Genomic DNA, 13,873 nt, shown 5'->3' on the forward strand with positions numbered 1-13,873 from the left:
TCATATCGTTAAAAGAACTGTCGATGCCTATAACAAGTAAATCAATAACCAGCTTGCTATTTAAATGCCATGACTGGGTGGGGGTGGGTCTAATGCTCGCAGCACTACTCAATGGCTACTTTCAGTTCAATGGCAGTTGGGGGCGTTTTTTTACGATACTTGCTGTTCAGTTATGGTTTGCTCAAGGTGTTTATAACTATTTAAGAGGGGCAACGGTTGCCATTGCACCCGGTGGATTAGGCAGGGATGCTGACCCCGCCGGGCGGGCGGCATTGGCAATTTTTGCTTTCTTTTTGTATGCGATATTTTTCTTTTCGGATTACCAGTATTGAATTGTTGATTGCAAAATTTCCTTTGATATTCGAACTGTTTCGGAGACACCTATAAAAAAACCGGGCTGATGCCCGGTTTTTTACAAGTCAGCTCAGCGAAACGCCGGCACCACATCCCTGATAAATAACTCCAACGACTTCTTCTTCTCCGCATGCGGCAGACTGTTGTCACACCAGAAACTAAACTCATCCACCCCAAGTTCCTGGTAATACTTGATCCGCGGAATAATCTCCTCCGGCGTACCGATCATCGCCGTCTTGTGCAGGCTCTCCAGTTCAAACTCCGGACGCCCGGCAAACTTCTCTTCAGGGCTTGGAGCGAGGAAGCCGTTGACCGGTACTTCCTTGTTGCCAAACCACGCATCGAAGGTTCGATAGAACCGTGAGATCGCTTTGGCGCCGACTTTCCAGCCGTCCGGATCGTCAGCCGAATGCACGTGGGTGTGCCGTAGCACCATCAGTTGCGGACGCGGGACGTTGGGGTTGTTGTCGAGTGCGGTCTGGAATTTGTTCTTCAGGTCGACGACTTCTTCATCACCTTTCATCAACGGCGTGACCATCACGTTGCAGCCGTTGGCCACGGCGAAGTTGTGCGAATCCGGGTCGCGGGCGGCGATCCACATCGGTGGATTCGGCTTCTGAATCGGCTTCGGCACGCTGGTCGAGGTGGGGAATTTCCAGATGTCGCCCTCGTGGGCGTAGTCGCCTTGCCACAAAGCGCGGACTACGGGGACCATTTCGCGCAGGGCCTGACCACCGCTGGAGGCGGGCATGCCGCCGGCCATGCGATCGAATTCGACTTGATAGGCGCCACGCGCCAGGCCAACTTCCATACGTCCGTTGCTGATGACGTCGAGCAGCGCGCATTCACCGGCGACCCGCAGCGGGTGCCAGAACGGCGCGATGATGGTGCCGGCGCCGAGGTGGATGGTGGTGGTTTTGGCGGCGAGGTAGGCCAGCAGCGGCATCGGGCTCGGCGAGATGGTGTATTCCATCGCGTGATGTTCGCCGATCCACACGGTGCTGAAACCGCCGGCCTCGGCCATCAGGGTCAGTTCGGTCAGGTCTTCGAACAGTTGGCGGTGGCTGACGCTTTCGTCCCAGCGTTCCATGTGGATGAACAGGGAAAATTTCATGACGCTTCCTCGGATCTTTTATTGTTGAGGCTACAAAACTGTGTGGGAGGGGGCTTGCTCCCGAAAGCGCTGGATCAATCGACATCTCTGGTGGCTGACACATCGCCTTCGGGAGCAAGCCCCCTCCCACAGTGGATTTGTGTGGGGTTGAAGTTTTGCTCAGGCCAGAACGGGCAGGGCGCCCATCTTGCCGTGGCAATACACCAGCGGCCCGGTGTGCTGCTCCGGGACGATCAGATTCTTCACCGCGCCGACCATGATCGCGTGGTCACCACCTTCATATTCGCGCCACAACTCACACTCGATGATAGCCGTCGCATTGGCCAGGATCGGGTTGCCCAGCTCGCTCAACGTCCACTCGATGCCTTGTGCCTTGTCCTTGCCTTTACGGGCGAAGGCGTAGGCTTCGCTCTGCTGGCCGCCGGACAGGACGTGGATCGCGAAGCGCTTGTTTTTGATCAGCACAGGGTAGGAGTCGGAGCTGTAGTTGGGGCAGAACAGCACCAGGGCCGGGTCCATCGACAGTGAACTGAAGGCGCTGGCGGTGAGGCCGACGATCTGGCCGTCATCGTCCAGCGTGGTGATGACGGTGACGCCGGACGGAAACGAGCCCATGACTTGTTTGTAGATGGCAGCATCGATCATTGGACGGTCCTCGGGTGTTGTGACGCGATTTTTATGTATTTGTTGGTCTGATGGTATACCAGTATTTTTTCTTTGCAAGGGCTTTTAGGCTGAACCGATAAACGTGGTGCTTTCGTCGGAAACTCAGCATTTATTGGGTTTCTGGCTGGCCTGCAGGCCGCAGAATCAGGGAGGATGGCGGATCAGGTAGCGCCGTAAACTACGGATCAGTCTTGTGAAATGTTTGGAATACCATAATATGGTCTGCATCTGAGGGGCGACCCAGAGTCCCCCCGGTTTGGCTTCATACAAAGATAAGAACAGACAAACTCGAGTTCATGAATATGTCCCAGATGTCCCGGCAAGATCCGTTGATCGAGAATCACACGGTCGACTACGTCCCACTCGCGGAACGCCACGGGAAGGCCCGCGACCTTTTCACTTTATGGTTCAGCACCAACATCGCGCCACTGCCCATCGTCACCGGCGCCATGGTGGTTCAGGTGTTCCATCTCGACTTGCTCTGGGGCCTGCTGGCGATTGCGCTGGGGCACCTGATCGGCGGCGTGGTGATCGCACTGGCCTCGGCGCAGGGGCCGCGCATGGGCATTCCGCAAATGGTTCAGAGTCGTGGCCAGTTCGGGCGTTACGGCGCACTGCTGATCGTGTTTTTTGCGGCGCTGATCTACATCGGCTTTTTCATTTCCAACATCGTGCTGGCCGGTAAGTCGATTGTCGGCATCGCACCTTCGGTACCGGCGCCGCTGAGTATTCTGATTGGCGCACTGGCGGCCACGGCGATTGGCGTGATCGGCTACAACTTCATCCACACGCTCAACCGCATCGGCACTTGGGTGATGGGCAGTGCATTGCTCGCCGGTTTCATCTACATCTTCGCCCACGACTTGCCGGCAGACTTCCTGACGCGCGGCAGCTTCAACCTGTCGGGCTGTCTGGCAACGGTGTCGCTGGGGATCATCTGGCAGATCAGTTTCTCGCCGTACGTGTCCGATTATTCGCGTTATCTGCCGGCGGATATCGGTATCGCCAAACCGTTCTGGGCCACTTATCTGGGGGCGACGCTGGGGACGATTCTGTCATTCAGCTTCGGTGCCGTAGCGGTTCTGGCAACGCCTGAAGGCACCGAAGCGATGGCTGCGGTCAAGCAGTCCACCGGGTGGCTGGGGCCGATTCTGATGGTGCTGTTTCTGCTCAATATCATCAGCCACAACGCGCTGAATCTGTACGGCGCGGTGCTGTCGATCATCACCTCGATCCAGACCTTTGCCAGTCAGTGGACGCCAAGCATCAAGGTGCGCGTGGCGTTGTCGAGTGTGGTGCTGGCGGGTTGCTGCGTGGTGGCGCTGGGTGCCTCGGCGGACTTCATTTCGCAGTTCATCGGGCTGATTCTGGCGTTGCTGCTGGTGTTGGTGCCGTGGGCGTCGATCAACCTGATCGACTTCTACCTGATCAAGCGCGGCGCGTATGACATCACCTCGATTTTCCGCGCGGATGGCGGCATTTACGGGCGCTTCAATCTGCACGCGATCATTGCCTACTTCATCGGGATCATTGTGCAGCTGCCGTTCGCCAATACCTCGTTGTATGTCGGGCCGTACGCCAATCTGGTGGACGGTGCGGATCTGTCGTGGCTGTTCGGCCTGGTGGTGACGGTGCCGCTGTATTACTGCCTCGCCACACGTGGGCAGACCCAGAATCAACGTGGCGAGGGGATTTATCCCCGATCGGCTGCGAAGCAGTCGTGAAATCAGCGAGTGCGGGCCCCTTTGAGATATAAAGGGGGCCGCTTCGCGTCCCATCGGGGATAAATCCCCTCACCACAAGTGATGTTTGCCAAGCCCTTGTGCATTCGTGCGGTCATTCAAATTGGCCATTTCGATCCCCTTTTGGCCCATCCCCCACTGTGCCGCGACTCCGCGGTCGGCAAGAATCAAACCACAACAAAACGCTGGACTTTGCTTGCCCTTGGCTACCTTTACAGCCGCTGCCGTGTACAGAACATAAAAACCATCGATCTCACGTCGCATTCCGGGGAAACAACCATGGTCACTATGAAACGCATTCTGGGTGCCACCGTGTGTGGGCTGACGCTGCTGGCCAGCGCGGTACACGCCGAACAGCGCGAGCTGCGGGTGTACAACTGGGCGGATTACATCCTGCCGTCGGTGCCCAAGGATTTCGCCGCGAAGACCGGCATCAAAGTGACCTGGGACACCTTCGACACCAACGAATCGCTGGAGGCCAAGTTGCTCACCGGCAACTCCGGCTACGACCTGGTGGTGCCGTCGAACCAGTTCATCGACACTCAGATCAAGGCCGGGGTATTCCAGAAACTCGACAAGTCAAAACTGCCGAACTGGAGTCATCAGGATCCGGCGCTGCTCAAACTGCTCGACGCCAATGACCCTGGCAACCAGTACGGCGTGCCCTACATGTACGGCACGGTACTGATCGGTTTCAACCCGGCCAAGGTCAAGGCAGCGCTCGGCGACAACGCGCCGGTGGACAGCTGGGATCTGGTGTTCAAGCCGGAGAACATGGAGAAGCTCAAATCCTGCGGCGTGGCGATGCTCGACTCGCCGTCGGAAATTCTGCCGCTGGCCCTGCATTACCTCGGCCTCGACCCGAACAGCCAGAACCCGGCCGACTATGAAAAGGCCAAGGACCTGATGCTGAAGATTCGTCCTTACGTGACCTACTTCAACTCGGCCAAGTACATGACTGACATCGCCAACGGCGACATCTGCGTGGCCATCGGTTACTCCGGCAGCTTCTATCAGTTCGGCAACCGCGCGAAAGAGGCGGGCAACGGTGTGGTGGTTGACTGGCGTTTGCCGAAGGAGGGCGCGCCGATCTGGTTTGATACTTTCGCCATTCCGAAGAGCGCGAAGAATGTCGAAGAGGCGCATGAATTCCTCAACACCTTGCTCGATCCGAAAGTCATTGCGCCGATCAGCGACTTCCTCGGCTACCCGAACGTGAACAAGGACTCGATGCCGCTGGTGAATAAAGACATCACCGGCAACCCGAACCTGACGCCAACGCCTGAGGCCCTGAAAACCCTTTATGTAGTCCAGCCACTACCTCAAAAACTCGAACGGGTACGCACGCGGGTGTGGACCAGCATCAAGTCCGACAAGTAGCCGCACACCCTCTGGAGGAGTGAGCCTGCTCGCAAAGGCGCCGGACCAGGCAACATGGATGCTGAATGTGCCGGCCCCTTCGTGAGCAAGCCCACTCCCACCCTTTGATCTCGGCCAGCTCCGGATCCTCCATCCACTGACTATCACCTGTGGGAGCGGGCTTGCTCGCGAAGGCGTCGGGTCAGCCGACACCTTTATTGAATGTCGCACCGCATTGTGAGCAGGCTCACTCCTACAGGTTTTGTGGCGCGTTTTTACTCATCACCAGACTCAACACCACCGACCCCAGAATCACCCCGCCCACCACCGCCAGTGACCATTCCACCGGCATGTGAAACCAAGGCATCAGCGTCATCTTGCCGCCGATGAACACCAGCACAATCGCCAGTCCGTACTTGAGCAAATGAAAGCGATCGGCCATGTCTGCCAGCAGGAAGTACAACGCACGCAGACCCATGATCGCGAAGATGTTCGAGGTGAACACGATGAACGGATCGGTGGTGACCGCGAAGATCGCCGGGATGCTGTCGACCGCGAACATCAGGTCGCTGGCCTCGATCAGCACCAGCACGAGGAACATCGGCGTGGCCCAGCGCACGCCGTTCTGCAGCACGAAAAAGCGCTCGCCGTGAAAGCCCTGGGTGATCCGCATGTGCCCGCGCACCCAGCGCAGCAGCGGGTTTTTGTCGAGGTCCGGTTGCTGCTCGGCGAACATCAGCATCTTGATCCCGGTGATGATCAGGAACACCCCGAAGGCATACAACAGCCACTCGAACTGCGACACCAGCCACACCCCGGCGAAGATCATCGCCGCGCGCATCACGATCGCCCCGAGTACGCCGTACAGCAGCACCCGGCGCTGCAATTCCGGTGGCACGGCGAAGTAGCTGAAGATCATCACGAAGACGAACATGTTGTCGATCGACAGCGATTGCTCGATCAGATAACCGGTGAGGAATTCCAGCGTCTTGCGTTGGGCAATTTCGGCGCCGAACTCGCCGTTCAAGTACCACCAGAGCAACCCGGCGAAGGCCAAGGCCAGTGCGCACCAGGCGATCACCCAACAGGATGCTTCCCGCACTGAAACGCGGTGTGCCTTGCGTCCGCCGAAGACGAACAGGTCCAGTGCAAGCATGGCGAGGACGAAGACGATAAACGCGCCCCACATCCACGGTTCGCCGATATTGATATTGTCAGTGGGCATGGCAATCTCCCTGTCTTTTATGTCGTTGGAGGCAGACCGTGACATGCTAGCGAGGAGTGAATGCCAAGGAAAAATCGTATATTCCTCAGGTAAAGTTCGATAAAAACGAAGTGTCTGGCGTTTTTTGCGGCAGGCATCTTTGCAATGGCAAGCGGCATTGATGCGTTTATACGAGAGAAATTTCAGTGCGAGTTAATTTAGAAGGCAGAGTTGCCAAACACTGCGGGCAGGCACTTACCCGTTTGGCATTGATGCGTGTTTGCGAATGACTTTCCTATTTTGGAGGATTTTAAAGAGGACCCGTCGCCAGCAGTTCTAATATGCCCTTTACTTTGTAAGATGTTCCACTGGACTCTATTTGAAAATCAAATTCTGCGTATATCGATTCCTTTATGTTGTCTCGCTTAAGTTTGATTTCGCCCTCGTCACTCGAAATGATCCCTCCAGCGGAAATGACGTTGGCACGCACAAGGCTTTTGTCATCTTTCTTAATCAGGTATGTGCCGCTTTCGAGCTTCTGATCAATGATGATAGTAATCTGGTAGAAATCGTCCGCTGTGTGATATCGGCCGATGACACTGACTGTGCCGGGAAACAAGGAAGCATAAATAAACAGATTCGGTTCGAAAATCGGAATGGACGGAAAATCAGGATTGAATTTGGCGTTGTAGTATTTGCCAACGGGTTGTTGCTTTACTTCGATGGGTAATGGCTTCAAGTTTTCATCGACGCCATGTTGTTTAAGCAGAATGTCATTGCTCATGGTTGCGTTCCTTCAGTGCTCAACGGTTTCAGGGATTTTCCAAATGGAAGTCCATCGAGCGAGAACGTTACTCGCCGTCCTGTTCGACCGCTACTGTCAGAACTGTCAGTTGCCAGTTAGGGGAGAGTGTGTTGGCAGGGTTGTATTGATGCAGAGATGAGTGACAGGGCAAGGCAGCCGAAAGCGGATTGAGACCCTTTCGAGCCTCAATCCAACCCACCTTGTTACTTGCGGGCAGCCAACGGCGGAGTACGCGGCGGCACCTGACGCTTCGAACCGGTCGCCTCGAACGCCGAGGCCAGACGCAACAGATTCGAGTCATCGTAAGCACGACCGGCGAAAGTCAGACCAACCGGCATGCCGATGTCGGCCATGATCCCCATCGGCACAGTGACAGTCGGCACACCGAGATGCCGGATCGCCAGATTGCCGTTGGCGACCCAGACGCCATTGCTCCAGGCGATGTCCGCCGATACCGGATTGATATCGGCATCCGCCGGGCCGACGTCGGCGTTGGTCGGGAACAGCACCGCGTCGAGTTTCAGCGCATCCATCCAGTCTTCCAGATCAAGCTTGCGGGTCTTTTCCAGACCGCGCAGGCCGTCCGGCAGCGTCGGGATCTGATCCCACGGAGTGATGCCGCGTTGGGCCATGCGCACGTATTCGTCCATGCCGGCGGCCAGATCGCCTTCACGGTTGGGCAGGGTGCCCGGGTCGTGCGGGAAGATCTTCGGCCCGTCGACATCGGCCAGGCGATTGAGCTTCGGATCGTCGTTGGCGCGCAGGAAATCATCGAAGGCCCAGGCCGACAGATCCCACAGTTCGTGGTGCAGGAATTCCTTGGAAACGATGCCGCGATTGAACACGGTCGGCGCGCCGGGGCGGTCGCCTTCGCAGTTGGAAACCAGCGGAAAATCCACTTCGATGACGTCGGCGCCGGCCGCTTCCAGAGCGGTGCGGGCCTGGTTCCACAGGTCGATCACCGAAGCGCGGGTGTTGATCCGCTGCCCGGTCGGGCCGCCGATACCCGGTGCTTCACTGGTGCCGGCTTCAGGGTCGGCGTTGATGTACATCTTCGGTACACCGAGGCGTTTACCGGCCAGTGCATTGGGTTTCACTGCCAGTTCGGCGTAGGACGCCGGGCGTACCGAGGCAACGCTCGGGATCGGCACCCACGGCTGCAGGCGCCACAGATCGCCACGGGTGTCGGGGTCTTCGGCGACCACCACATCGAGCACTTCAAGCAGATCGGCCATGGTGCGGGCGTACGGCACCACCACGTCCATCGTCGGCGTCAGCGGCCAGTTGCCGCGCACCGAAATCACCCCGCGTGACGGCGTGTAGGCGCACAAACCGTTGTTCGACGCCGGGCCGCGACCGCTCGACCAGGTTTCTTCCGCCAGGCCGAACGCTGAAAAACTCGCGGCAGTGGCGGTGCCGGCACCGTTGGACGAGCCGGAAGCAAACGGCGCGGTCAGGAAGGCCGCGTTGTACGGACTTTCGGCCCGGCCATAGACGCCACGCTGCATGCCGCCATTGGCCATCGGCGGCATGTTGGTCTTGCCCAGGCAGATCGCCCCGGCGCCGCGCAGGCGTTCGATGGTGAAGGCGTCGCGATGCGCCACCAGATCGGCGAAGGCCGGGCTGCCCGAGGCGGCGGTCAGCCCCTTGACCAGATAACTGTCCTTGGCGGTGTAGGGGATGCCGTCGAGCGGGCCGAGGGTTTCGCCCTTGGCGCGGCGTGCATCGGACGCCTGGGCCTCTGCCAGTGCTTGGGGATTACGCACCACCACGGCATTCAGTGCGGTGGCGGTGTTCGGGCCGTCATAGGCGTCGATCCGGGCCAGATAGGCCTGCACCAGTTCAACCGCGGTGGTCTGGCCGGCGTCGAGCGCCGCGCGTAATTGAGCAATGGAGACTTCAGTGACTTCGATCATGCTGTTACCGCCGACAGGTTCGCTAAAGGGGTGGGTCATTATGGTTATCGTCGAAACGTGTGAAGAATTACCGATGGGCGAAACTCTACCCTGAAGTTTGCCGAATGGCATGTGCTAATTCGATAAATATCGACAAAGCTCAGCGAAAAAATTCCCCCGGTGTCTCGCCAAACTGTTGGCGGAAGGCTGCGATGAACGCCGAGGTCGAGTCATAACCGCAGGCCAGAGCCACGTCGGTGACCCGTTCGCCGCGTTCCAGCGGGGTCAGCGCGCCCAACAGACGCAGGCGCTGGCGCCAGGCGCGGAAGGTCAGGCCGGTGTCGCGTAAAAACAGGCGGCTGAGGGTTTTTTCGGTGACGCCGAATTTGTCGCTCCAGTGCTGCAGTGTGGTCTGCTGCTCCGGATGTTGCTCCAGGCTTTGATAGATCTGCCGCAGACGGCTGTCCTGCGGCAGTGGCAGCATCAGGTCGATCTGCGGCGCCTCAGCCAGTTGATCGAGGATCACCTGGGCCAACCGACCATGTGCGCCACTCTCGTCGTATTCCACCGGGACCAGACTGAACGCGCGGATCAGTTCGCGCAGCAGGTCGCTGACGCCCAACACATGACAGCGCTCCAGCGCCCAGCCGGCCACGCTGCAGTCGATGTACAGGCTGCGCATTTCGGTGTGCGGCGAGCTGAACACTCGGTGCGGCACGCCCGCCGGAATCCACACCGCGCGCTCCGGTGGCGCGACGAAACGCCCGGCGCCGGTCTGCACTTCGAGCACGCCCTGAATCGCGTACGACAATTGCACCCACGGGTGGCTGTGACGCCGGGTCAGTGCGCGATTGGGCAGCGATTCGGTGCGTCCGTACAGCGCACGGGGCAGGCTGGGCAGCCCGGGAATGCTGCGCCTGAAGCTTTTTTCATGTCCTTTAGGCGGCATCTGTTGGCTCTTCGGCGTTAGTCGGTAATTTCTGCTCACGTTAGAGTCGCAGTCACGTACTGGCAACCCCCGGATGAACAAGCCCATGACTCGCCCAAGATTCCTGCCCGACAACTTCACCCTGACCCTGATCGGCGTCGTGCTGCTGGCCAGTTTTCTGCCGGCCAGCGGGCAGGTCGCGGTGGGGTTCGGCTGGCTGACCAATATCGCCATTGCGCTGCTGTTTTTCCTGCATGGCGCCAAGCTCTCGCGTGAGTCGATCATCGCCGGTGCCGGCCACTGGCGCCTGCACCTGTTGGTGTTCGGTCTGACCTTTGTGCTGTTCCCGCTGCTCGGGCTGGCGTTGAAACCGCTGCTGTCACCGCTGATCGGCGACAAGCTGTACATGGGCATGCTGTATCTCTGCGCGTTGCCCGCCACCGTGCAGTCGGCAATTGCCTTCACCTCGCTGGCCCGAGGCAATATCCCGGCGGCGATCTGCAGTGCAGCGGCGTCGAGCCTGTTCGGGATCTTTCTCACGCCGTTGCTGGTGACGCTGCTGCTGAACGTGCACGGCGACGGCGGTTCGACCCTGGATGCGATCCTGAAGATCAGCGTACAACTGCTGCTGCCTTTCATTGCCGGGCAGATCGCTCGGCGCTGGATCGGCGCGTGGGTCGGGCGCAACAAGAACTGGCTGAAGTTTGTCGATCAGGGGTCGATTTTGCTGGTGGTGTACGGCGCGTTCAGCGAGGCGGTCAACGAAGGTATCTGGCATCAGATTCCGGTAGTCGATCTGCTGGGGCTGGTGGTGGTCTGCTGCATTCTGCTGGCGCTGGTGCTGTTGGCGTCGACCTTGCTGGGCAAGGCGTTCGGTTTCAGCCAGGAAGACCGCATCACCATTCTGTTCTGTGGTTCGAAGAAGAGCCTGGCCACTGGCGTGCCGATGGCACAGGTGTTGTTTGCCGGCAGCACGATTGGTGTGTTGATTCTGCCGCTGATGCTGTTCCATCAGATTCAATTGATGGTCTGCGCGGTGTTGGCGCAGCGCTATGCCAAACGGCCGGAATCGGTGCCGGAGTTAATGGCACAGGTTGATCCGTAAACGCTGCATTCCCTGTAGGAGCTGCCGCAGGCTGCGATCTTTTGATCTTGAAAGTCAAAAGATCGCAGCCTGCGGCAGCTCCTACAGGGGGTTTTCTTTCAATCTTGAGTCACGTGTTTCGGCCCGGCCAGTGCCCAGGCAATCAGGCCAAACAACGGCACGAACACGATGGCGATAATCCACACGCCTTTGTTGCTGCCTTTGCCTGCGCTCTTGCGCACGCGGTTGATCGCCCACAATTCAACGATCACGAGAACGACGGCGAGTACGATCCAGACGGGTTCAATTTGCATGGGCTACCTCCTGATGGTCTTTCAGTTAGGTGAGTCCAAACGCGCAGGGTTCATTTAAATTGCGCCGCTGCTTCCCGAATACTTCACCGCAGCGGCTGCCCGCGACGGCACATTGAGCGTGCGCAGCAACGACGACACATGGATGCGCACGGTGAACGGCGAGATATCCAGTTCCCGGGCGATCTCCTTGTTGGTCTTGCCTTGGGCGATCAGCCGCAACACATCCTGCTGACGCGGGGTGAGGGCGGTGCCGGTCTCCAGCGGCAGCAGCCCGGAAGGCGCGAACCTGACCAGCACTTCGCCTTCGCGGATCGCCAGAATGGCCTCGCCGATCTCATCCGGGGCGATGTTCTTGCCGATGAAACCGTCGATGCCGGCCGCCATCACTTCGCCGATCAATGCCTCGTCGTCGACCATCGACACTACGATCAAAGTGGTGCGCGGCAGTTTTTTGCGCAGCTCGGCGAGTTGGCTGATGCAGGTCAGGCCGGGGAAGCGCAGGTCGAGAATCAGTGTGTCCGGCTCGCTGCCGTCGGGCAGCAAGGCCAGCACGGCGTCGAGGTCGCCGGCCTCCTCGATAGTCGCCTCGGGCAACAGGCGCTGCACGGTGCGCCGCATGGCTTCGCGAAACAACGGGTGATCGTCGGCTATGATGATGCGGCATGTCATGACGTGACCCTCCCTGGATCAGCGTGGTTTACGGCATGCACCTTAGCACCGCGTACGCAGATTGCCTGCCGGCCGCTGCTGAATCTGACGACTGTCGCACAAGGACGTTGCCCATGAAGTTCGAGAAAAACACCGAGCTGGATCAGGCCAATCTGCGGATCATCATCGCCAGCATTGCCATGGTTTACATCTGCGTGCTCGGTGTATTGCCGGGTCAGCACTTCGATGTCTATCTGCCGGTGGTGGTCTACATCACGCTGTTTCTGCTGGCGTCGATTGTCTTGCGCCAGGCCATCGCGCGCTGGCCGGGGCATTACCCGGCGCGACGAATATTCGCGATGATCCACGATTACACCGGCACCTGTTTCGGCCTGGTGCTCGGCGGTGAAGCGGCGTTGCCGCTGTACGCGGTGATCATCTGGGTCAACCTGGGCAACGGCATGCGCTATGGCTCGCGCTATCTGGCGATTGCCACGGGGTTGGCGCTGCTGGCGTTGCTGGCGGTCTATCGGTTGACGCCGGTGTGGCAGGCGCAGCCGTACATGGTGCTGATGTTGATGCTCACCAGCACCGTGATTCCGTTCTACGCGCACTTGCTGCTGGAGCGCACGCGCAAGGCCTCCGAAGAGGCGGTCGCGGCCAATCTGGAAAAGTCGCGGTTTCTCGCCCAGGCCAGCCATGATCTGCGCCAGCCGATTCATTCCATCGGGCTGTTTACGGCGTGCCTGCGTGAGTCGCGGCTGGGCGAGCAGGAACGGCAACTGGTCGACAACATCGACCGTTCGCTGCTCAACGTCTCGCAGTTGTTCCGTTCGATTCTTGACCTCTACACCCTCGACAACGGGCGCATTCTGCCGAGGCTGCAGGTGTTCAATCTCGGCGAGTGGCTGGCCGACCTGATCCGCCAGAACGCCGAGGCGGCACGCTGGGCCGGTGTGGAATTGCGCCTGCGTCCGTGCCAGCACTGGGTGCAGAGCGATCCAGCGTTGCTCGCGACCATGGTGCAGAACGTGCTTTCCAATTGCTTCAAATACGGCGCGCAACGCCCGGTACTGATCGGCGTGCGCAAGCGTGGCAACGGGCTGGCCATCGTGATTTATGACCGCGGCAACGGCATTGCCGAGGAGCATCTGTCGAAAGTGTTTGAGGAGTTTTATCGGGTGCGTCAGGTGCGTGACAAGGACGTAGAAGGCGTCGGCCTCGGACTGTCGATCGTCAAGCGTCTGGGGCAGTTGATCGGCGTCGATGTGGCCTTGCGCTCGCAGCTTGGGCGCGGCACGGCGGTCTCCCTCTATGGCTTGCCGGTGGCCGTGGCGCCGCAGTTGCCGGTCATGCGTGACGATGTGCGGCAGGCCGGCCTGTTGACCGGGCTGAAGGTGTGTCTGGTGGAGGATGACCGCAACGTCTTGCTGGCGACCTCGGCGCTGCTCGAGCGCTGGGGCTGCGTGGTGCAGGGCGAATTGAGCGGGCAGGGGCTGGTCACCGATTGCGACATCATCGTCGCCGATTACGATCTGGGTCCACATTCCACGGGCATCGAGTGCATTGACGAGGTGCGGCGCCAGCGGGGTTTTGCGGTGCCGGCGATGATCATCACCGGGCATGACATCGAGAAAATACAGGCGGCCTTGCACGACCGCCAAATTGCCATACTGTCCAAACCGGTACGCCCGGCCGAGCTGCGCGCGACCTTGCGCAGCCTGCGCGACCGGCAAACCGAGCCGGCCGAGCAGGTTTGA

At 59.2% G+C, this 13,873-nt stretch carries 14 protein-coding genes; 5 read left to right on the forward strand and 9 right to left on the reverse strand.

The features are described from left to right. Positions 1 to 23: 23 nt before the first annotated feature. Positions 24 to 332 carry a hypothetical protein gene (locus KCG87_RS20520; protein ID WP_210558784.1) on the forward strand — a complete coding sequence of 103 codons (309 nt, stop codon included), beginning with the start codon at positions 24 to 26 and terminating at the stop codon, positions 330 to 332. A 92-nt stretch (positions 333 to 424) separates the two neighbouring features. Here the strand turns inward: KCG87_RS20520 and KCG87_RS20525 are convergent, their stop codons facing one another. After that, positions 425 to 1,468 carry an LLM class flavin-dependent oxidoreductase gene (locus KCG87_RS20525; protein ID WP_210558785.1) on the reverse strand — a complete coding sequence of 348 codons (1,044 nt, stop codon included), beginning with the start codon at positions 1,466 to 1,468 and terminating at the stop codon, positions 425 to 427. A gap of 159 nt (positions 1,469 to 1,627) precedes the next feature. Next, entirely contained in the window at positions 1,628 to 2,113 is a 486-nt protein-coding gene (locus tag KCG87_RS20530) for a flavin reductase family protein (RefSeq protein ID WP_003225754.1), read from the reverse strand. A 323-nt stretch (positions 2,114 to 2,436) separates the two neighbouring features. Here KCG87_RS20530 and KCG87_RS20535 point away from each other — a divergent pair, with 323 nt between their 5' ends. Then, positions 2,437 to 3,858, forward strand: a complete 1,422-nt coding sequence (locus KCG87_RS20535) for a cytosine permease (protein WP_210558786.1) — start codon at positions 2,437 to 2,439, stop codon at positions 3,856 to 3,858. Positions 3,859 to 3,927: 69 nt separating this feature from the next. Here KCG87_RS20535 and KCG87_RS20540 read toward each other — a convergent pair whose 3' ends face one another. After that, positions 3,928 to 4,140: a hypothetical protein gene (locus KCG87_RS20540; RefSeq protein WP_135295999.1), complete on the reverse strand. Its 213-nt coding sequence runs from the start codon at positions 4,138 to 4,140 to the stop codon at positions 3,928 to 3,930. A 15-nt stretch (positions 4,141 to 4,155) separates the two neighbouring features. Between KCG87_RS20540 and KCG87_RS20545 the strand changes: the two genes are divergently transcribed. Beyond that, the gene (locus tag KCG87_RS20545) at positions 4,156 to 5,256 is read left to right on the forward strand and encodes a polyamine ABC transporter substrate-binding protein (protein ID WP_047598364.1); all 1,101 of its coding nucleotides are present in this window, start codon (positions 4,156 to 4,158) and stop codon (positions 5,254 to 5,256) included. 232 nt (positions 5,257 to 5,488) lie between these two features. On the opposite strand, the gene KCG87_RS20550 is transcribed toward KCG87_RS20545, so the two are convergent. The 4 genes from KCG87_RS20550 to KCG87_RS20565 form a co-directional block, all read right to left on the reverse strand. Further along, the gene (locus tag KCG87_RS20550; RefSeq protein ID WP_210558787.1) at positions 5,489 to 6,460 is read right to left on the reverse strand and encodes a TerC family protein; all 972 of its coding nucleotides are present in this window, start codon (positions 6,458 to 6,460) and stop codon (positions 5,489 to 5,491) included. A gap of 289 nt (positions 6,461 to 6,749) precedes the next feature. Further along, the gene (locus KCG87_RS20555) at positions 6,750 to 7,223 is read right to left on the reverse strand and encodes a hypothetical protein (RefSeq protein WP_134786617.1); all 474 of its coding nucleotides are present in this window, start codon (positions 7,221 to 7,223) and stop codon (positions 6,750 to 6,752) included. A gap of 224 nt (positions 7,224 to 7,447) precedes the next feature. Beyond that, on the reverse strand, positions 7,448 to 9,160 hold the full coding sequence (locus KCG87_RS20560) for an amidase (RefSeq protein ID WP_210558809.1): 1,713 nt from the start codon (positions 9,158 to 9,160) through the stop codon (positions 7,448 to 7,450). A 139-nt stretch (positions 9,161 to 9,299) separates the two neighbouring features. Continuing rightward, on the reverse strand, positions 9,300 to 10,088 hold the full coding sequence (locus tag KCG87_RS20565; RefSeq protein WP_098964295.1) for a helix-turn-helix transcriptional regulator: 789 nt from the start codon (positions 10,086 to 10,088) through the stop codon (positions 9,300 to 9,302). Positions 10,089 to 10,173: 85 nt separating this feature from the next. On the opposite strand from KCG87_RS20565, the gene KCG87_RS20570 reads away from it, so the two are divergent. Then, positions 10,174 to 11,172, forward strand: coding sequence for a bile acid:sodium symporter family protein (locus KCG87_RS20570; protein WP_064587897.1), 999 nt, complete (start codon positions 10,174 to 10,176; stop codon positions 11,170 to 11,172). 98 nt (positions 11,173 to 11,270) lie between these two features. Here the strand turns inward: KCG87_RS20570 and KCG87_RS20575 are convergent, their stop codons facing one another. Beyond that, complete coding sequence (locus KCG87_RS20575) at positions 11,271 to 11,465, reverse strand: PLD nuclease N-terminal domain-containing protein (RefSeq protein WP_027613057.1); 195 nt, start codon at positions 11,463 to 11,465, stop codon at positions 11,271 to 11,273. Between the two features lie 54 nt (positions 11,466 to 11,519). After that, positions 11,520 to 12,134 (reverse strand): response regulator transcription factor, encoded by a 615-nt coding sequence (locus KCG87_RS20580; RefSeq protein WP_210558788.1) that lies wholly within the window; start codon positions 12,132 to 12,134, stop codon positions 11,520 to 11,522. Between the two features lie 113 nt (positions 12,135 to 12,247). Between KCG87_RS20580 and KCG87_RS20585 the strand changes: the two genes are divergently transcribed. Continuing rightward, positions 12,248 to 13,873 (forward strand): hybrid sensor histidine kinase/response regulator, encoded by a 1,626-nt coding sequence (locus KCG87_RS20585; protein WP_210558789.1) that lies wholly within the window; start codon positions 12,248 to 12,250, stop codon positions 13,871 to 13,873.

Origin of the sequence: Pseudomonas sp. MWU347 (assembly GCF_017947305.1) — a bacterium.
Classification (GTDB): Bacteria; Pseudomonadota; Gammaproteobacteria; order Pseudomonadales; family Pseudomonadaceae; genus Aquipseudomonas; species Aquipseudomonas putida_A.

Coding starts and splice junctions, on each gene's coding strand:
- KCG87_RS20575 (WP_027613057.1), bottom strand. CDS start 11,465: ATGCAAATTGAACCCGTCTGGATCGTACTCGCCGTCGTTCTCGTGATC.
- KCG87_RS20535 (WP_210558786.1), top strand. CDS start 2,437: ATGTCCCAGATGTCCCGGCAAGATCCGTTGATCGAGAATCACACGGTC.
- KCG87_RS20585 (WP_210558789.1), top strand. CDS start 12,248: ATGAAGTTCGAGAAAAACACCGAGCTGGATCAGGCCAATCTGCGGATC.
- KCG87_RS20560 (WP_210558809.1), bottom strand. CDS start 9,160: ATGATCGAAGTCACTGAAGTCTCCATTGCTCAATTACGCGCGGCGCTC.
- KCG87_RS20565 (WP_098964295.1), bottom strand. CDS start 10,088: ATGCCGCCTAAAGGACATGAAAAAAGCTTCAGGCGCAGCATTCCCGGG.
- KCG87_RS20580 (WP_210558788.1), bottom strand. CDS start 12,134: ATGACATGCCGCATCATCATAGCCGACGATCACCCGTTGTTTCGCGAA.
- KCG87_RS20540 (WP_135295999.1), bottom strand. CDS start 4,140: ATGCGACGTGAGATCGATGGTTTTTATGTTCTGTACACGGCAGCGGCT.
- KCG87_RS20530 (WP_003225754.1), bottom strand. CDS start 2,113: ATGATCGATGCTGCCATCTACAAACAAGTCATGGGCTCGTTTCCGTCC.
- KCG87_RS20555 (WP_134786617.1), bottom strand. CDS start 7,223: ATGAGCAATGACATTCTGCTTAAACAACATGGCGTCGATGAAAACTTG.
- KCG87_RS20525 (WP_210558785.1), bottom strand. CDS start 1,468: ATGAAATTTTCCCTGTTCATCCACATGGAACGCTGGGACGAAAGCGTC.
- KCG87_RS20520 (WP_210558784.1), top strand. CDS start 24: ATGCCTATAACAAGTAAATCAATAACCAGCTTGCTATTTAAATGCCAT.
- KCG87_RS20545 (WP_047598364.1), top strand. CDS start 4,156: ATGGTCACTATGAAACGCATTCTGGGTGCCACCGTGTGTGGGCTGACG.
- KCG87_RS20550 (WP_210558787.1), bottom strand. CDS start 6,460: ATGCCCACTGACAATATCAATATCGGCGAACCGTGGATGTGGGGCGCG.
- KCG87_RS20570 (WP_064587897.1), top strand. CDS start 10,174: ATGACTCGCCCAAGATTCCTGCCCGACAACTTCACCCTGACCCTGATC.